Source organism: Streptomyces sp. NPDC023723, assembly GCF_040639815.1.
Lineage (GTDB): Bacteria > Actinomycetota > Actinomycetes > Streptomycetales > Streptomycetaceae > Streptomyces.
Map to the genome: position 1 here is coordinate 1 of NZ_JBFAAP010000015.1, position 16,953 is coordinate 16,953.

Sequence of the window (16,953 nt, forward strand, 5' to 3'; positions counted from 1 at the left end):
TCGTGGACCGTGGGCTCATCGTTCGGTCCGCAGGCCGCGGCCGACGTATCGAGCACGCCCTCACCGAGGCGGGGCGTACCGCGCTCGCGGCGGGCGGCAGGTGGCAGGCGGCAGGCGGCGGCGACCGCGCCGCCCGCCTCACGGCGCGGCGGCGCGGGACGCCGACGGGACGGCCGGGTGTGCCGCGCCGTCCACCGGCAGCTCCGCCCGCACCACGAACCCGCCCTTCCCCCGCGCCCCGGCCGTCAGCGACCCGCCCGCCGCCGCCAGGCGTTCCGTCAGCCCGGTCAGGCCCGTGCCCGGACCGGCCGACGTGCCGCTGGGCCCCGGACCGTCGTCGGTGACGGTCAGCCGGACCCGCTCCGCGCTCCCGAGCACCGCGATCTCGCAGCGGCTCGCCCCGCTGTGCCGTACGACGTTCGTCACCGCCTCCCGCACCACCCACCCCAGCAGTGCCTCCGTCCGCGGCGGCAGCGGCGGCCCGGACCGGTGCACCACCGGTGCCACGTCGGCCGCGGACAGCGCCGACCGGGCCCGGTCCAGCTCCGTGCCGAGGCTGCCCTCGCGGTACCCCGTCACCGCCTCCCGGATCTCGGTGAGCGCCTGGCGGCCGACCGCCTCGATGTCGGTGACCTGGGTGAGGGCCGCCGGGAGGTCACGGGAGGACAGCCGGCGGGCCGCCTCCGCCTTCACCACGATCACGGACAGGGTGTGGCCGAGCAGATCGTGCAGGTCGCGGGAGAAGCGCAGCCGCTCCTCCGCCACCGCCCGCCGGGCCAGTTCCTCACGGGCGGCCCGCAAGTCCCGTACCACGTCGGACAGGCCCAGGATGGCCGCCGTCACCATCGTCGACAGCAGGGTGCCGTACGCGATGTTCACACCGCTCCAGCCGTCCTTGACGCCCGCGACCACCCCCGCCAGGGTCGCCAGCGTCCAGCCCCACCGGGCCAGCCGCCGGCCGCGCAGCGCGGCGCCCGCCGCGAGGCCCAGCAGCGGGAAGAACAGCAGCCAGGTGCCGCCGTAGCCGAGGCCGAGGACGCAGGTCAGCAGGCCCATCAGGACGAGCGCCAGCCGGGTCGCCGGCGACCGGCGCTTCGTGTGGTCGAAGGAGCGGAACGTGACGTAGACGTAGAGCGAGTTGAAGGCCAGCAGGCCCGCGCCGGCCAGGATCGGCTCGGACGTCTCGTCCTGGAAGATGTTGGCGAGCGAGCCCAGCCCCATCAGCAGCCAGGGCAGCAGCGCGAAGCCGGTGGGCGGCGGGCCCGGCGGCTCGTCCCCGCCGCGCGGATCGCGGGCCAGGTCCCAGGCGTCCAGTCGGCAGGCGATCCGGCGCGGCAGCCGTGGTCGGGTCATGGTTCCGGTCCTCTTTCCTCGCGTTCCCTCGCGTTCCTCGCGTTCCCTCGCGGTGCGTCCGATTCTCGTCGGGGGCGGCGGGGCGCGGCAGAGGTGCTTGTACGGGTTTCGGCGGGACGAATGTCCTGGTTCCCTCGGAGCAGCCGGTCAGCAAACAGGAGAGACAGGAGAACCGTGCCCGTCGACGCCGCAGCGGCCCTCGCCGCCGCACCCCGCACCACCGAGATCGCCTGGGACCACAAGGACGTACTGCTGTACCACCTCGGCATCGGCGCCGGTGTCCCCGCCACCGACCCCCGCGAACTGCGCTACACCCTGGAGTCCCGGCTGCACGTACTGCCGAGCTTCGCCACGGTCGCCGGCGCGGGCGTGCCCGGTGTGATCGACGGGCTGTCCTGGCCCGGCGTCGACGTCGACCTGGCCCGGGTCCTGCACGGCGGCCAGCGGGTACGGGTACGGCGGCCGCTGCCGGTGCGCGGCACGGCGACCCTGACCTCCCGGATCGTCGCCGTGTACGACAAGGGGAAGGCGGCGGTGCTGGTGCTGCGGCGGGAGGCGGCGGACGCCGACGGGCCGCTGTGGACCGACGACGCCGAGATCTTCGTACGCGGGGCGGGCGGCTGGGGCGGGGAGCGCGGGCCGGCCGGGCGGGCCGAGGTGCCCGGCGGGGAGCCCGGGGCGGTGGTGGAGCGGCGGGTGCGGGAGGAGCAGGCGCTGCTCTACCGGCTCAGCGGCGACTGGAACCCGCTGCACGCCGATCCCGCGTTCGCGGCGCGCGCCGGTTTCGAGCGCCCGGTCCTGCACGGGCTGTGCACCTACGGCAGCACGCTCAAGGCGGTCGTCGACACGCTGCTGGACGGGGACGTGACCCGGGTGCGGGACTGCCGGGCGCGGTTCGCCGGGGTGGTGTACCCGGGGGAGACGCTGCGGGTGCGGATGTGGTGGGAGCGGCACGAGGACCCGGCGGTGGCGCGGGTGGCGCTGGCGGTGGGGGTGGCCGAGCGGGCCGACGCCCCGGTGCTCACCGGTGCCGTCGATGTCCTCCGGGACCCCGGTGCCGACGCCCTCGGTGCCGGTTCCGGTGCCGTGCGGTGACGTGCGACGGCCCCGGCCGTCGTGCTGACGGGCGGGGCCGTGGTTTCGCGCGGTGTGCGTCAGGCGGCCGTGCCGTTCTCCTCGGCCGCCTCCTTGCGGTGCCGGCCCTGCGGGGCCGTCTCGGCGTCCTGTGCGGAGACCGGACCGCGGTGCCGGCCGTGGCCGAAGTCGGCCGTCGCCCGAACGTCGGCACCGTCGGCCCGCATCGGCTGGTTCGTGCTGGCGTCGTTCATCGGAAGGAATTCACCCCGTCAACATGATCTTTCCACAGCCGAAGGAGTGTATCCGGCACGCCTCGGGGCGAATCCAGACGGCCGTACCAACCGGCACTACTTCGTTACAAGCCGCGCCAGCGGGGCCTCCTGGAGCGGGACGGGACGGGGGGCGGCGGAGGCCGGCTCCGGCTCCCGTTCCGGGTGCGGCCCGGAGCGCGGGTCCGGGCTGCCCGGCACGGCCAGGGCGGCCACGGCGCACGGGCGTTCCGCCGTGCTGTACGGCAGCTGGAGCAGGCCGTCGGCGGACCACCAGCCCGCCCCCGCCAGCCAGCCCCGCGGCGCGGGCAACTGGTGCAGGTGCCGCTCGGAGGGCCGCCACATCCCCACCCAGCTGCCGGTCGGCCCGTCCACCCGCAGCGCCACCGCGCACCGCTCCGGCGTCAGCATCTGGCCGGGCTGCGTCGCGAACGGCGTCACCACCCGGTCCGGCAGCCGCAGGCAGCGCGGGAAGCGGACCGGCAGCGTGCTGCCCAGCACCCCCCAGCCCAGCCGGGCGCCCTGCCCGGGGGCGGGCGCGTCCGAGCGGATCAGCAGCAGCCCGCTGTCCGGATCGGCCAGCAGCAGCCGGTCGTCGCTGCCGGCGGCGATCTGGAGCAGCGGCGAGACCTCACCGCCTCGTTCCAGGTCCACCACGACCGTCTTGACCACCGGTCCGGCGGGCCCTTCCACCGCCCGGTCCAGGGCGAGTATCCGGGCCGTGCGGTCCAGCCACACCCCGCCCGAACAACGACCCGGCACTTCGGCCAGGTGTTCGGGCCCGAAGGTGCCGCCGGCCACCAGCCACACGGCCGTGGACCGCGGTCCGACCTCCAGGGCGTACGCCGTCTCGCCGTCCGGCGCCGGCGGCAGCAGCCGCAGCCGGGTGCCGTCGTCCGGACACCGCACACCGCCCAGCGGCAGCTCACCGGTGCCGGGACCGGTCGGGTAGAGCAGCGCGAAGACGTGCCGTCCGGCGGTCCGGCGGTGGATCAGCACCCGGCCGTCGCCCATCGGCTGCACCTCGGTGTCCGGCTCCTCCGGCTGATTGCCGGGCAGCGGTACGGCGTACGGCTCGGGGCCGTCCAGCGTCCAGCGCTCCGGGTAACGGGCCTCGCCCCGGCCCGCCAGGCGCGCCGCGTACGTCCCGTCCACGGTGAGGGAACAGCCCGCCCGCGGTGTCCCGTCGTTCCCCTGGTCCGCCGAAGGCTCGATAGCACAGGCTGTCATCGTTCGGTCACCTCCGGCGACGAACGCTAGTTTTCGCACGCACGGACGTGGCACGGGCAGCGCCCGCTTCACACGAACGGATGGGAGCGAAACGGTTCGCCTGAGGGAGGAGCAGCGGATGTGCTGGTCCGGCTCGGGCCGGCGACGGGGGCGGCAGCGACGGTACTGCGCCGCGAAACAGGCAGGTAGCCTTGGGTCCGTGCCCCGTCTGTCAGAAGTCATCGCCGCGCTGGAGAGCCTGTGGCCCGCCGAGCGGGCCGAGTCCTGGGACGCGGTGGGCACGGTCGCGGGCGACCCGGACCAGCAGGTCAGCCGGGTCCTGTTCGCCGTCGACCCGGTCCGGGAGACCGTCGACGAGGCGGTCCGACTGGGCGCCGATCTGCTGGTCACCCACCACCCGCTCTACCTGCGCGGGACGACCACGGTCGCCGCCTCCACCGTCAAGGGCCGCGTGGTGCACACGCTCATCAAGCACGACATCGCGCTGCACGTCGCCCACACCAACGCCGACACCGCCGACCCGGGTGTCTCCGACGCGCTGGCCGGCGCGCTGGACCTGCGGGTCACGGGCCCGCTGGTGCCGGACCCGGCCGACCCCGCCGGCCGCCGCGGCCTCGGCCGGATCTGCGCCCTCGACCACCCGCTGACCGTCCGCGAACTGGCCGCCCGCGCCGCCGAGCGGCTGCCCGCCACCGCGCACGGCATCCGGGTGGCCGGCGACCCCGAAGCCCTGGTGCGCACGGTCGCCGTCAGCGGCGGCTCCGGCGACAGCCTCTTCGACGCCGTACGGGCGGCCGGCGTCGACGCCTTCCTCACCGCGGACCTGCGCCACCACCCGGCGTCCGAGGCCCGCGCGCACAGCTCCCTCGCGCTGCTCGACGCGGCGCACTGGGCCACCGAGTGGCCCTGGTGCGAACTGGCCGCCGGCCAGCTCGACGAGATCTCCGACCGGCACGGATGGGACCTGCGGGTCCACGTCTCGAAGACGGTCACCGACCCCTGGACCAGCCACTCCCCTTCACCTGGAGCCCCCAACTGAACGCCGCGCCCGCCGACCAGATCCGACTCCTCGACGTCCAGGCCCTCGACGTCCGCCGCCAGCAGCTCGCCCACAAGCGGCGCTCGCTGCCCGAGCACGCCGAACTGGAGTCGCTGAGCAAGGACGCCACCCAGCTGCGCGACCTGCTCGTCGCCGCGCAGACCGAGGAGAGCGACTGCGCCCGCGAGCAGACCAAGGCCGAGCAGGACGTGGACCAGGTGCGCCAGCGCGCCGTCCGCGACCAGCAGCGCCTGGACTCCGGGGCCGTCACCTCCCCGAAGGACCTGGAGAACCTCCAGCGCGAGATCGCCTCGCTCGCCAAGCGCCAGGGCGACCTGGAGGACGTGGTCCTGGAGGTGATGGAGCGCCGCGAGTCCGCCCAGGAGCGGGTCGCCGAGCTGACCGAGCGGGTCTCCTCCGTGCAGACGAAGATCGACGACGCGACCGGCCGCCGGGACGCCGCCTTCGAGGAGATCGACGGCGAGGTGGCGTCGGTGACCAAGGAGCGCGAGGTCGTCGCCGCCTCCGTCCCCGCCGACCTGCTGGGGCTCTACGACAAGCTGCGTGAGCAGCAGGGCGGCATCGGCGCCGCCAAGCTCTACCAGCGCACCTGCCAGGGCTGCCGCCAGGAGCTGGCCATCACCGACATCAACGAGATCCGCTCGGCCGCGCCCGACACGGTGGTGCGGTGCGAGAACTGCCGCCGCATCCTGGTGCGTACGTCCGACTCGGGCCTGTAGGCCGCGGGCGGGCCGGGGCGAGGTGGTGGCCGTGCGGGAGTTCGTGGTCGAGGCGGACGGCGGGTCGCGGGGCAACCCCGGTCCGGCCGGTTACGGCGCGGTGGTGCGGGACGCGGCGAGCGGCGAGACGCTCGCCGAGACCGCCGAGTACCTGGGCGTGGCCACCAACAACGTCGCCGAGTACCGGGGCCTGCTGGCCGGCCTGCGCGCCGCCCGCGAACTGGACCCGGCGGCGCGGGTGCGTGTCCGGATGGACTCCAAGCTCGTCGTCGAGCAGATGTCCGGCCGCTGGAAGATCAAGCACCCCGACATGAAGCCGCTCGCCACCGAGGCGCGGTCGGTCTTCCCGCCGGACCGGGTGACGTACGAGTGGATCCCGCGCGCGAGCAACAAGCACGCCGACCGGCTCGCCAACGAGGCGATGGACGCGGGCGCGCGGGGGGAGCGGTGGTCGCCGTCCGGGTCGACGGCGGAGCTGGACAGCGGTGACAGGGGTGACAGGGGTGACAGCGGTGGCAGCGGTGGGGGGACGGCGGTGGCTGACGCGGGTGCCGCGAAGGCGGTGGCTGACGGGGACGCCGCGAAGGTGGTCGAACAGGCCGTGGCTGACGGGGACGCCGCGCAGGTGGTCGAACAGGCCGTGGCTGACGCGGGTTCCGTGCAGGCCGTAGCTGACGTGGGTGCCGCGCAGGCGGTCGCCGCCGCCCCCGGCTGGGGACCCCCGGACCTGGGCGCCCCCGCCACCTTCGTGCTGCTCCGGCACGGCGAGACCCCGCTCACCCCGCAGAAGCGTTTCTCGGGCAGCGGCGGCAGCGATCCGGCCCTGTCGGACATCGGCCGCGGACAGGCCGAGAAGGTGGCCGCCTCGCTCGCCCGGCGCGGCACCGTCCAGGCGATCGTCGCCTCCCCGCTGGCCCGCACCCGGGAGACCGCCGCGATCGTCGCCGCCCGCCTGGGCCTGGACGTCACCGTGGAGGAGGGCCTGCGCGAGACCGACTTCGGCGCCTGGGAGGGCCTGACCTTCGGCGAAGTACGGGACCGCTGGCCGGACGACCTGAACGCCTGGCTCGCCTCCCCGGCGGCCGAACCCACCGGCGGCGGCGAGTCCTTCGCCGCGACCGGCGCCCGGATCGCGGCCACCCGCGACAAACTGGCCGCGGCGTACGCGGGCCGGACCGTGCTGCTGGTCTCGCACGTCACGCCGATCAAGACGTTCGTGCAACTCGCCCTCGGCGCACCGCCCGAGGCCCTGTTCCGGATGGAACTGTCGGCGGCCTCCCTGTCGGTGGTGGCCCACTACGCCGACGGCGGCGCCAGCGTCCGGCTCTTCAACGACACCTCACACCTGCGCTGAGCGGCGCAGCCCCGCCGCCTCCCGGGCCAGCGCCTCCACCCGCGCCCAGTCCCGCCCGGCGACCGCGTCCGCGGGCAGCATCCAACTCCCGCCGACGCAGCCGACGTTGGGCAGGGAGAGGTAGTCGGGGGCGGAGGCGAGGGTGATCCCGCCGGTCGGACAGAACCGCGCCTGCGGCAAGGGCGAGGCCAGCGCCTTGAGATAGGCGGTGCCACCCGCCGCCTGGGCCGGGAAGAACTTCATCTCCCGCACCCCGCGCTCCAGCAGCGCCACCACCTCCGACGTGGTCGACACCCCCGGCAGGAACGGCACCCCGGACGCCCGCATCGCCGCCAGCAGCGCATCCGTCCACCCCGGACTGACCAGGAACCGCGCCCCGGCCGCCACGACCGCCTCGACCTGCGCGGGCGTGATGACCGTCCCCGCGCCCACGACCGCCGCCGGCACCTCCGCGGCGACCGCCCGGATCGCGTCGAGCGCGGCCGGCGTCCGCAGGGTGACCTCGATGGCGGGCAGCCCGCCCGCCACCAGCGCCCGAGCCAACGGCACGGCATCGGCGGCGTCCTCGACGACCACGACCGGGACCACGGGTGCGAGGTCAAGTACGGAGGGGGCGGGGATGCTGGGAGCGGAGGGGGCGGAAGTGGCAGCGGAAGTGGCAGCGGAAGTGCCAGCTGGGGTGGCAGCGGGGGTGGCGGCGGGGGTGGCGGCGGGGGTGGCGGGCGGCACAGACGTCATGCCGCCATCGTGCCCGCCCCCGCCAGCATGCGCAACGATCGTTGCACATGCTGCAATCGCGCAATCGGACCCTCTTCGGTCAGTGCACCTCGTCCACCAGCACGTCCAGTGCCCAGGCCCGCCCGGCCCGCCCGGGCGCCGCCGCCTCCACCACGTACCCGAGATCCCGCAGCGCCTCCACCAGCCCGGCCGGGTCGGCGGGCGCGACCCCCTCCGCCAGCAGACTCCGCACGATCCGCCCCTTGGTCGCCTTGTTGAAGTGGCTGACCACCTTGCGGGTGGGCGCGTGCAGCACCCGCACGGTCGCCGTCCGCCCGGCCACCTCGCCCTTGGGCTTCCAGGCAGCCGCGTACGCCGCCGACCGCAGATCCAGCACCAGCCCGTCGCCGGCGGCCGCGGGCAGCACCTCGGCCATCGGCGCCCGCCAGTGCCCGGCGAGCGCCCCGATCCCCGGCAGCCGCACCCCCATCGAGCACCGGTAGGAGGGAATCCGGTCGGTCACCCGGACCGCACCCCACAGCCCGGAGAAGACCAGCAGCGACCGCGCCGCCCGCCGCTTCGCGTCCGCCGCCAGCGAACCGAGGTCCAGGGCGTCGTACAGCACCCCGGTGTAGATCTCCCCGGCGGGCCGGGCCCCGGCCGACCGCAGCGCGGCGTTCTTCCCGACCTCACCGCGCAGCCCGTCACTCAGCCCGAGCACTTCCCGCGCCTTCTCCTCGTCCCCGGCGCACAACTCGACCAACTCGTCGAGCACGGCGGCCCGCGCCCCGGCGAGCCCCGGCAGCGACAGCGACTCCGGCTTCAGCGGGGCACCCCGCCCGGACGACGCCTTTCCCTCGGACGGCGGCAGCAGGACAAGCACACGTACTCCTCGAATCCGGTTCCGGGCCCCGGGACAGGGTACGGGCCCGGCCCGTGTGCCACGATCGAGGGAACGGTTCCCGATCCCGGCGACAGGTGATCTTCCGATGTCCCACTCTGGCGAGCGACCGAAGGAGGGGCGTGACATGACCGCCATGGCCCACGAACCGCTCACGCAGGCGGATGTCCTGCTGGAGGGGTTCCTCGCCCTCGACACCCCGGAAGGCTTCCGGGCCGAGCTGATCGAGGGGGAGATCGTTGTGACACCGCCGCCGGACGGGGATCACGAGGATTACATCAATCTGATCGTCAAGCAGGTGATCAGGAAGTCCGCGACCGACATGGACTTCTCGGGCAACAAGGGCCTGAAGCTGAGAAGCGGGGACGGCTGCCCCAAGGATCACGCGATCCCGGACGGCACCTTCGCCCCCACCCGGCTACGGCTCTACCGCGGCGCCGATCCTTGGATGCCCTGTGACGGCGTCGCCATGGTCCTGGAGGTGACCTCCACCAAGCCCCGGGCCGACCGCGAGGCCAAGCGCCGCTGCTACGCCCGCGGCGGCATCCCGCTCTACCTCCTCGTCGACCGGGAGGATGCGTCGATCACGCTGTTCAGTGATCCGGAGCGGGTCGATCATCGGGACGACTACCGGGACCACCGCACCCGCCCCCTCGGCAAGCCCCTCCCCATCCCCGCCCCCTTCGCCTTCGACCTGGACACCGCGGATTTCCTCTGACGTCCGGCCCGGTACCATGGTCGACACGGCAGACGAGCCGGGCGGACGGCCGCGTGAAGTCCCTCACCGGGCTTCCCGAGGAACGTCCGGGCTCCACAGGGCAGGGTGATGGCTAACGGCCACCCGGGGTGACCCGCGGGACAGTGCCACAGAAAACAGACCGCCCAGCACCCAGGTGCTGGGTAAGGGTGAAACGGTGGTGTAAGAGACCACCAGTGCCCAGGGCGACCTGGGCAGCTAGGTAAACCCCACCCGGAGCAAGGTCAAGAAGGAAGCACCTTGGTGCTTCTGCGCGGACGATCGAGGGCGGCCCGCCCGAGTCCGCGGGTAGACCGCTGGAGGCCGGTGGCAACGCCGGTCCTAGATGGATGGCCGTCGCCGGACGGTCCGCGAGGACCCTCCGGAACAGAACCCGGCGTACAGCCCGACTCGTCTGCCGCTCTACGTTTCAGCAGGTCAGAGGCCATGTTTAGTAGCTGAACAAACCCTTCGGGTCGAATCCGGGTCGAATTCGCCCTCGCGTATTGTCCGGTGTGTCCAACCCGTCGAGGGGCAGACGGGTCATTTCGGACGCCCCGGGGGTGTAAGGGGGCTCAGGAGGCGGCGGGCGGCGGGACGGGAAGCGTCGAGCGCACTCAGCAGTATTGTCCGGCGCGTCCCATGTGGAGAGGGCTGGTGTCACGGGGGAGGCCGCGCCCCCCGGGTCGGGGAGGTCGCCACGGGGCAGCCGCCCGGCGGGCCACGGTCTCCGCGCGGATCAGGATGCTGGAGAAGAAGGAGGACCGACGCGGCAGCGAGGTCGAACTCGCCGCCCTGCGGAGGCTGTCGGAGCTGGCCGCCAACCGTGCCGAGGCGGACTCCGCCAAGTTCGCTGCTCTGGTGAGGCAGTTGTGCGACGAGATCGGGGTGGGATCCGGCTCCGAGGCGGGGCAAGACCGTCGACGTCGCTGGACTCCGTCTGGCTGCCCGGTGACGGCGGCGCATCGGTCAGAGCTGTCCCCCTCTCCCCCCACTCGGCCGGCTCGGCGAGCGGAAGCCGGTGGGCACCAGGGTTTGCTGCACCGCGATCTGAAGCCGGCCAATGTATGCCTCGGCCCGTTCGCTTGTTCGCCATGGCGGGGCCGACCCCGACGCGCCTTAGGAGGGACCGCTAGACCACGCCTTGAGGGATGGGCATGCTACTCAGCTCGGGTGGCACGGGCGAACCCTGATCCGGGCCGTGGTGAAGGTGCGACGGTTCCGCAGGACGGACGCCTCGCGTCACTCTTCGTCGGCCGTGCCGGTGTCCGGATCAGCGACCGGAGGTGGCGTCGGCGGAGCCTGCGTCGGCTCGGGCCGACTGCCGACGGGCCGGTACCCCCTCTTCCCGTTGGGGTCCAACTGCGGTCGTGTCTCGGTCACCTGCCGTGTCTCCCTCTTCGGCCCCAGGAACCTCGACGAAGTCGAGGAACTCCACATCATCCATCCGAATATAGATCCCGCCGGAATGCGGCAGCGGACGTTCGAACGATCCGGCGCCGGACATGGCCCACGTGGTCTGCAGATACAGGTCTGCGGCTTCCGGGTAGCCGGAGGTGTAGGACCTCTCCCCGTAATACCCTCCCACCCAGTGACCGCTCTTCAGACGGGCACGTACCAGACAGTGGCTCCGACGCTGGAAGAGCTTGTCCCATGCTGTGGGGATCGGGTCGTAGGTGGATCCGCTTCCTCGCGAGCCCAGCCATGACGTGAGCCCGGCGGCAGCCGCCGGCACCACGATAAACAGGGTTGTCGCTGTCAGCGCGGCGATGCGAGGGTTGTCGGCCGCGCCGGTCAGCCAGCCCCGGCGACGGTCGTAGACGAGGTGCACCAACCACGGGCCGGCGAGCAGGACGTAAAGGGTGTCGAGAGCGATACCCGCGGTCACGGCTCGGAGTATGCGCTCTCCGAGGTCTCTGTGGCCCGGGATCGGACCCCGGGCGCGTTCGCGGACGAACTGGTAGGTCACGCCGGGGAGTACCAGAAGAAGAACGATCACGACCTGGGTGACCGTGGTGGGTGCGTGCGGCATCGTCGTATGCCCTTCCGGACAGCGGGTGCAGGATCCTCGCGACCTGATGGCCTGATGTCCCCTGACCCCGCGATGACTTGTGGGTACCGCAGACATACTGGCGTGGCGATTGCTCACTGTAGGGGAGGCCGGGACGAGTGATGCGGGACCATCTGCTTCGAATACGCACCACATGGGTCGACGGCCTAGCAAGGCAGGTCTGCCACAAACTCAGACCCGAGACATGCCGTTCCGACATGTTCCCCTCATGGGTCGCGGATGATCAGCTGACGCTTGCTACCGTGCTGACCCGCATCGCAACGGATGACATGGGATGCAGCTCTCCGCAGACCATCGGCAATCAGCTCCGATCGACCGGCCTTGTCGTCCCAGGGGTACCCGAATCAGTGGTGGCCTGCGACCTCGTCATGCCTGTCCTGCGCACGGTTCGCAGCGGTGGGGTGCCGTGGGAACGGTGGTGGGACGTGGGCGGACTCCACGCCTTGCTGATTGAGTTGTGGGCGGGACGCCAGCTGTCGACACACTCACCGGAGAAGGTCCGCGACCAGCTCACGGCGGTCTGGTGCCTTGAAGGCGACCGGCTTGTCGACGGCGTCCTGACCAACGCTGCGGATCCCTTCGCCTTTCTGCCCCCGGATCTCCTGCACGAGTCCGCCACCGGAACGGCGAAGGCGTGCGCGCAGTTCCTCGTCACCAGAGGCTTGATGAAGATCACCCTCCCTGATGCTTTTCTGAGCACAAGGCCGGGGCTGGCTGATAGGCCGGACCTCACGGAGGTCGTGAAGCGTTGGCACCACCGCCTCGATCTGGAAGACACCGTGCATCGCGTCAGGGGCCTCTCACCAGAACTCTTGACGGGTTTACGCAGGGACCTCGACGCGTGGGATGCGCAGATGGGTCAACTGGCATCTCACCTCACAGCACATGAGCTCAAGCTGATCGTGCCCATGACGGAGGATGAACGGTACGGAGAGGAGTGCCTTCGGGCGGGCTGGGGCATGCATCGAGCCGAACTGAGTCCAGATGACGCCTTGTTGTGGCAACCGGATTCCGTCGCCCGGAACTCCTCGGTACCCGACTGGATGTCCGAGGAAATCATTACATGCGGAACCCGCTTCTTCCACAGACAGGCAGGTCCTCACCCCGTCTGGCTGGCCACAGTGGAGACGGACACGCATATGGCGGCCGTGCGGGAGTTTATGGAGCCGCCAACACGGTATGGCATCGGAGTCGAGGACTACGGTGATGGTCTGAGGCTGTGGTTCGAGTTCCCCACGCTTCCGGCCGACCCTGACCCTCCGTTCCGGGCTCCGTACACCTACTCCCTCTCCTGGGCGGAGCAGGCTTGGGAACTGCTGCATCTTGCGACCGTTGGTTACGCCCGCCTCAGTATCGTCCGGCTTGTCGGCGACGGTGAGCTCAGGGCCGTGGGGAGCATCCGGCTCGGTCTGTCGGAAGAGGTGTGCGCCCGTGTCAAGGAAGCTGCGATCGCGGCGCTCCGCCGCCTGGTCGGGGACGAGACGCAGACAATAAGGCAGAGGATCGCCCTTGAGGGCCACGATCAGGCCGCAGAGGTCGCCTTCCAGACCTGCGAAACGGCGAAGGGCGAGGACATTCATGACGAGCTAGTCCTGGAGTCCGACGGCGCTGAGTACCAATCTTTCGTAACGGCCGCACGCCACCTCGCCCGGGTACGTGCTCGGCATGCCGCCGGCCTGCTCGACGGGGAAAGCTCATTGGAGGTGGGCGCGGAGTTGAAGGCCGCTGTCGAGGGCAGGCAGCGCACTATGGAACTCCTTCGGGCGGCCACAGGGCGAGGGAACGGCAAGGCACGGTTGAGCGGCCGTTCCGGCCAGCCCTCGGTGGACGAACAAACGGCGTTCGTCCACCTCATCAACCGGTACGGAACACTTCAGCTCGCGGTGTGCCGGACTAGTGCGGGCCACTCGCACTTCGATCTGGTTACGTGCGAGGAGTTCCCCCTCGGGCCTCTGGCCAGCGCGGTTGATGAATGGACACGGCAAGCACCGGATCACCCGCGACGTGCGTGGCACGACTACCTGGAGCAGTTGGTCGCCGAGTGCGTTGGGCCGGCACAAGCCATCATCGAGACGGTTACGCCCCATGAAGTCCGTCGGTTGGTGCTCAGCCCCACGGCTCCGCTGGAGCTATTGCCTCTCCACGCAGCTCCGCTTGACAGCGCGCGCACCTCAACCTTGTCCGATGCTTTCGAGCAGGTGGTCTACGCCCCTACGGCTCGACTTGTGTCCGCCATCGAGAGTTCCCAGCGGCATGCGGCCGTGGTCGAGGTGTTGGTGGTGGCACACGGCGGTGGTCACCTCCCCGGCATCGAGCTGATCGGCGGGCCACTGTGCGAAGCCGACGTGATCGCCGGTCTCCACGACAGCGTCGAAGTTCTCACGCAGGAGGAGGCGACCCCGGACCGCGCTCTGCACATGATGCCCATGGCCCGGATCGTCCACGTCGCGGCACACGGCCTCACACATCCGAATCGCTGGGCTGCCGGACTCGCTCTGCACGGCGGTTCGCTGGGGACGGCCATGCTCACTTCCAGCGGGGTCCTCGCAGACGGGGCCTTCTCCAGTGTCGACCTGGTCATCCTGAACGCTTGCAGAACGGGCACGCACGAAGGCACCGGTCGTACTGTGCAGACCTTGCGTAGCATCGAGTCCGCGTTTCTCGCCCGCGGCGCAAGAGCGGTGATCTCCACTCTGTGGGACATCACTGACCTGCAAGGCGTCGTGTTCTCCGCTGTGCTTCACGCATACCTCGGCGTCGGCGCGGACTCCAACACCGCTTACGCCGACACCATCCGCTACCTACGTGAGCACCGGTGGCGAGTGTCCTCGGAGGCAAGTCCGGTGTGCGCCGCCGAATCAGCAATCGATGCGATGCTTCCGGACTGGCGAAGCCACCTTGACCAACAGGTCGCCGACAACCCGCTGTTCTGGGCTGCATTCAAGATCACCGGAGTTGTCTGAGCCACATCTCCATACCGCTCCCTTTTGGCATGCTGTCAAGCTCAGAGCTGCCCACGCCGGAAAGGTGTCGAGAATGACGTGTCCGATGCCCGAGCCACAAAGGTTGCCCCATTCCGTAGTGCGCCTGCCGGTGTGTCGATGTGTGAGAACGCTGTTCCGAACACGGTGACCGTGACTTCCTCTACAGCGAGGGGTGGGTGGGCGTAGGTGTCCCAGGTCTCGGAGAATTTGGCGTGCCGGGAGAGTGCCTGCACTGTCTTCGGATCGTGCCTGCCGGAGCCGCCGAGCGTGGTGGTGTAGAAGTGCTTGAGGTCGTGGAAGCGGGTCCTTTCCGGAAGCCCGGCTTGCTTCACTGCTTTTCGCCATTTCTGATGGAATTCGCTGATCAGTACGGGCCGGCCATAGCGGTTCGTGACGATCAGGCCCTCGTCCGGCGGCTCGACGTAGCCGCGTGCCCGGCGGCGGCGCTCGGCGCCTGGCGAGACGGGCTCCGGTTCGGAGAACCGTGACACGTGGTGTGTCAGCCGCTCGGTCAGGAAGCGATCCACCGGCAAGGTGGCGTAACTGGCCTTGGTCTTGAGGCGTACGGCCCTACCTCGCTGCCGTTGCTCTTCGATGTGAAGCAGATCGTGTTGCCAGGCCACCTGACTTCGTTTCAGCCCGAAGGCCTCGCCCTGGCGTAGTCCGGCACAGGCGCCGAGCCAGATCAGGACCTCATACCGCGGCGCGACCTTCCGCATTGCCGCTGCGGCCGCCGCGACCTGCCCAGGGGACAGTGCGACCTTGACGCGGGGGGTGACATCCGGGAGCTCGATCCGCGCCACGATGTTGGGAGGGAGCGGGACATCCTCGTCCAGCATGTAATGCACGAGGATGCGCCAGGTCTTGAAGATCTGGACGACGGTGCAGGCCGAGTCGATACCTTCCTTGTCGAGGAGGTAGTCGACGAAGGTCATGGAATCGGGGCGGCGCAGGCTGCTTGCAGTGCGGTGGCCGACGAAGGGCAGGATGTGGCTGCGGAGATGGCTTTCGTAGGTATCGCAGGTATTGGAGTTCTTCTTCCTCTTGCGTCTCCTCTCCATCATTTCGGCTGCGAAGTATTCAACCTGCAGGCTGCCCGGATTGTTGTCCCGCGACGCCTTCCTATCGGATTCTGTGAGCACCTTGTCCAGGCAGTCGCGGGCTTCCTGCCAGGTGGCAAAGGCAGGCCGTTTCTCCCTTCCTGAACTGTCGGTGTACCGGGCCTGCCAGCGATGGCCCCTGCCGTGGTCGGCGGACGGATACAGGGGCTGCAGTGGCGTGCCGCATCGGCACGGCACGTCACCGCGTTCTGGTTTTGGATATCTCTTGTGCCAGCGGTCGAAAGGCTCGACTGGTTTGCTCATGTGTCCTGCCCACGAAACTGAGCTGCGTGCCGGACCTGTCGCCGCCCCCTTTCGCACTGGCTTGGCGACGTGTGCGGCTGCCTGGTTGCTGTCCGCCAGGGCGATGCTGTCCGCTACAACCAGTAGTTATGCACAGCTGTTCATGGTGTACGCAAAGGTGTGACGGTCGAGTCGCCGTGTGCCAGCACGTGAACCGTCACCGGACCCGCGACTCCTGTCCCTGGGTATGCAAATCCGTCGCCTCAGAGAGGGGCGGGGATACAGCCTGGAAGAACTCGCAGAACGCAGCGGACTGAGCTTCCGGGGTCTCATCTATATCGAGCACGGACAGCGCAGCCCCAGCGTTCTTACGCTCTTGGACATCGCTGCAGGGCTCGATGTGGAACCGGGGGAACTCGTCAATCACATCGCCCAGGAAGAATCCGGTAAATCTGCCCCTGATGGTTTGAGGTGACAATCCGAGGATCGTGATTTCGTCAGGTGCGCTGGGGCCGTGGATTGTCCTCGCTGTCTGGCGGTTCGTCCTGAGTCCCGCGCGTGTGGTGGGCAGGAACCCGTCGAGGCATCCAGCCCTTGCCGCACTCCCGTGCATGGACGGCCTGAAGGCCACCTACCTGCGGCCGTCCCGGGACGCGGAGGCTGAGCTGCGCTCGGGCCGGGGATCGAGGCTGTCGCAGATCCTCGCTAGCTACCCGGCCACGCGCGCCCAGGGCGAGGACGACTTTCGACGAGGAGGGTGACAGCGCCAGCACCCTGGTCGGGATCCTGCGCCGCGCGGAACACCACATCAGCGACAACGATGCGATGGCCGCGGCCCGGGACGACATCAACACCGGCTACCTGCAGAAGTTCTCCATCGGCTCCGACGTCCTGCGCGGCGAGATCGGCGTCGCCGGCGACGCCACCCTGGCCCACGCCTTGGAGCGGCTGGAGTTGACCCTGTTCGCGGGCGCGGGGGAGTGGACCAGGCACGGACTGGGCTACAACAACGCCCTGTTCATGGCGGCCGAACTGCTCCTGCTCGGCAATAGCGCCATCGCGTCGCTGCTGCTGATCAACTTCAGCGTCGTGTGCTTTGGCCTGCATGCACGGATCCCGGAGTGATCGATCAACGGCCC

At 70.5% G+C, this 16,953-nt stretch carries 16 protein-coding genes and 1 other RNA gene; 10 read left to right on the plus strand and 7 right to left on the minus strand.

The features are described 5' to 3' along the window. Positions 1 to 138 precede the first annotated feature (138 nt). On the minus strand, positions 139 to 1,353 hold the full coding sequence (locus AB0G32_RS18140) for a sensor histidine kinase (RefSeq protein ID WP_361163742.1): 1,215 nt from the start codon (positions 1,351 to 1,353) through the stop codon (positions 139 to 141). Positions 1,354 to 1,527: 174 nt separating this feature from the next. Here AB0G32_RS18140 and AB0G32_RS18145 point away from each other — a divergent pair, with 174 nt between their 5' ends. Then, on the plus strand, positions 1,528 to 2,448 hold the full coding sequence (locus AB0G32_RS18145) for a MaoC/PaaZ C-terminal domain-containing protein (protein WP_361163744.1): 921 nt from the start codon (positions 1,528 to 1,530) through the stop codon (positions 2,446 to 2,448). Positions 2,449 to 2,507: 59 nt separating this feature from the next. On the opposite strand, the gene AB0G32_RS18150 is transcribed toward AB0G32_RS18145, so the two are convergent. Both AB0G32_RS18150 and AB0G32_RS18155 read right to left on the minus strand, forming a co-directional pair. Further along, entirely contained in the window at positions 2,508 to 2,681 is a 174-nt protein-coding gene (locus tag AB0G32_RS18150; RefSeq protein ID WP_361163746.1) for a hypothetical protein, read from the minus strand. A 96-nt stretch (positions 2,682 to 2,777) separates the two neighbouring features. After that, on the minus strand, positions 2,778 to 3,929 hold the full coding sequence (locus tag AB0G32_RS18155) for a hypothetical protein (protein ID WP_361163748.1): 1,152 nt from the start codon (positions 3,927 to 3,929) through the stop codon (positions 2,778 to 2,780). 199 nt (positions 3,930 to 4,128) lie between these two features. Between AB0G32_RS18155 and AB0G32_RS18160 the strand changes: the two genes are divergently transcribed. Genes AB0G32_RS18160 through AB0G32_RS18170 form a run of 3 tightly spaced genes read left to right on the plus strand, consistent with a single transcriptional unit; the run spans position 4,129 to position 7,062 of the window. Continuing rightward, positions 4,129 to 4,968: a Nif3-like dinuclear metal center hexameric protein gene (locus tag AB0G32_RS18160; protein ID WP_361163750.1), complete on the plus strand. Its 840-nt coding sequence runs from the start codon at positions 4,129 to 4,131 to the stop codon at positions 4,966 to 4,968. Next, a complete protein-coding gene (locus AB0G32_RS18165) occupies positions 4,965 to 5,708 on the plus strand; it encodes a C4-type zinc ribbon domain-containing protein (RefSeq protein WP_361163989.1) in 744 nt (247 codons plus the stop codon). Before AB0G32_RS18160 ends, AB0G32_RS18165 begins: the two co-directional genes overlap by 4 nt. A gap of 31 nt (positions 5,709 to 5,739) precedes the next feature. Beyond that, the gene (locus AB0G32_RS18170) at positions 5,740 to 7,062 is read left to right on the plus strand and encodes a bifunctional RNase H/acid phosphatase (RefSeq protein WP_361163752.1); all 1,323 of its coding nucleotides are present in this window, start codon (positions 5,740 to 5,742) and stop codon (positions 7,060 to 7,062) included. Here the strand turns inward: AB0G32_RS18170 and eda are convergent. Both eda and yaaA read right to left on the minus strand, forming a co-directional pair. Then, positions 7,048 to 7,683, minus strand: a complete 636-nt coding sequence (gene eda, locus AB0G32_RS18175; protein ID WP_361163991.1) for a bifunctional 4-hydroxy-2-oxoglutarate aldolase/2-dehydro-3-deoxy-phosphogluconate aldolase — start codon at positions 7,681 to 7,683, stop codon at positions 7,048 to 7,050. The genes AB0G32_RS18170 and eda overlap by 15 nt on opposite strands. Positions 7,684 to 7,879: 196 nt before the next feature. Further along, the gene (gene yaaA / locus AB0G32_RS18180) at positions 7,880 to 8,662 is read right to left on the minus strand and encodes a peroxide stress protein YaaA (protein ID WP_361163754.1); all 783 of its coding nucleotides are present in this window, start codon (positions 8,660 to 8,662) and stop codon (positions 7,880 to 7,882) included. Between the two features lie 154 nt (positions 8,663 to 8,816). On the opposite strand from yaaA, the gene AB0G32_RS18185 reads away from it, so the two are divergent. Then, positions 8,817 to 9,398 carry a Uma2 family endonuclease gene (locus AB0G32_RS18185; protein WP_361163993.1) on the plus strand — a complete coding sequence of 194 codons (582 nt, stop codon included), beginning with the start codon at positions 8,817 to 8,819 and terminating at the stop codon, positions 9,396 to 9,398. Between the two features lie 33 nt (positions 9,399 to 9,431). Then, positions 9,432 to 9,834: RNase P RNA component class A (gene rnpB, locus AB0G32_RS18190), an RNA gene on the plus strand. Positions 9,835 to 10,689: 855 nt separating this feature from the next. Here rnpB and AB0G32_RS18195 read toward each other — a convergent pair. Beyond that, entirely contained in the window at positions 10,690 to 11,448 is a 759-nt protein-coding gene (locus AB0G32_RS18195) for a DUF6338 family protein (RefSeq protein WP_280843824.1), read from the minus strand. 281 nt (positions 11,449 to 11,729) lie between these two features. Here AB0G32_RS18195 and AB0G32_RS18200 point away from each other — a divergent pair, with 281 nt between their 5' ends. Beyond that, positions 11,730 to 14,450 carry a CHAT domain-containing protein gene (locus AB0G32_RS18200; RefSeq protein ID WP_280843823.1) on the plus strand — a complete coding sequence of 907 codons (2,721 nt, stop codon included), beginning with the start codon at positions 11,730 to 11,732 and terminating at the stop codon, positions 14,448 to 14,450. A gap of 41 nt (positions 14,451 to 14,491) precedes the next feature. Here AB0G32_RS18200 and AB0G32_RS18205 read toward each other — a convergent pair whose 3' ends face one another. Continuing rightward, positions 14,492 to 15,835 (minus strand): site-specific integrase, encoded by a 1,344-nt coding sequence (locus tag AB0G32_RS18205; RefSeq protein ID WP_361163756.1) that lies wholly within the window; start codon positions 15,833 to 15,835, stop codon positions 14,492 to 14,494. 226 nt (positions 15,836 to 16,061) lie between these two features. On the opposite strand from AB0G32_RS18205, the gene AB0G32_RS18210 reads away from it, so the two are divergent. The 3 genes from AB0G32_RS18210 (at position 16,062) to AB0G32_RS18220 (ending at position 16,939) form a co-directional block, all read left to right on the plus strand. After that, complete coding sequence (locus AB0G32_RS18210) at positions 16,062 to 16,289, plus strand: helix-turn-helix transcriptional regulator (protein ID WP_361163758.1); 228 nt, start codon at positions 16,062 to 16,064, stop codon at positions 16,287 to 16,289. Between the two features lie 136 nt (positions 16,290 to 16,425). After that, the gene (locus tag AB0G32_RS18215; protein ID WP_361163760.1) at positions 16,426 to 16,575 is read left to right on the plus strand and encodes a hypothetical protein; all 150 of its coding nucleotides are present in this window, start codon (positions 16,426 to 16,428) and stop codon (positions 16,573 to 16,575) included. Between the two features lie 64 nt (positions 16,576 to 16,639). After that, complete coding sequence (locus AB0G32_RS18220) at positions 16,640 to 16,939, plus strand: hypothetical protein (RefSeq protein WP_361163762.1); 300 nt, start codon at positions 16,640 to 16,642, stop codon at positions 16,937 to 16,939. Positions 16,940 to 16,953 lie beyond the last annotated feature (14 nt).

Excerpts from the sequence above, each read along its gene's own strand:
- AB0G32_RS18140 (WP_361163742.1), bottom strand. The coding sequence starts at position 1,353 with ATGACCCGACCACGGCTGCCGCGCCGGATCGCCTGCCGACTGGACGCC.
- AB0G32_RS18150 (WP_361163746.1), bottom strand. The coding sequence starts at position 2,681 with ATGAACGACGCCAGCACGAACCAGCCGATGCGGGCCGACGGTGCCGAC.
- AB0G32_RS18155 (WP_361163748.1), bottom strand. The coding sequence starts at position 3,929 with ATGACAGCCTGTGCTATCGAGCCTTCGGCGGACCAGGGGAACGACGGG.
- AB0G32_RS18185 (WP_361163993.1), top strand. The coding sequence starts at position 8,817 with ATGGCCCACGAACCGCTCACGCAGGCGGATGTCCTGCTGGAGGGGTTC.
- AB0G32_RS18195 (WP_280843824.1), bottom strand. The coding sequence starts at position 11,448 with ATGCCGCACGCACCCACCACGGTCACCCAGGTCGTGATCGTTCTTCTT.
- AB0G32_RS18205 (WP_361163756.1), bottom strand. The coding sequence starts at position 15,835 with ATGAGCAAACCAGTCGAGCCTTTCGACCGCTGGCACAAGAGATATCCA.
- AB0G32_RS18210 (WP_361163758.1), top strand. The coding sequence starts at position 16,062 with ATGCAAATCCGTCGCCTCAGAGAGGGGCGGGGATACAGCCTGGAAGAA.
- AB0G32_RS18215 (WP_361163760.1), top strand. The coding sequence starts at position 16,426 with ATGGACGGCCTGAAGGCCACCTACCTGCGGCCGTCCCGGGACGCGGAG.
- AB0G32_RS18220 (WP_361163762.1), top strand. The coding sequence starts at position 16,640 with ATGGCCGCGGCCCGGGACGACATCAACACCGGCTACCTGCAGAAGTTC.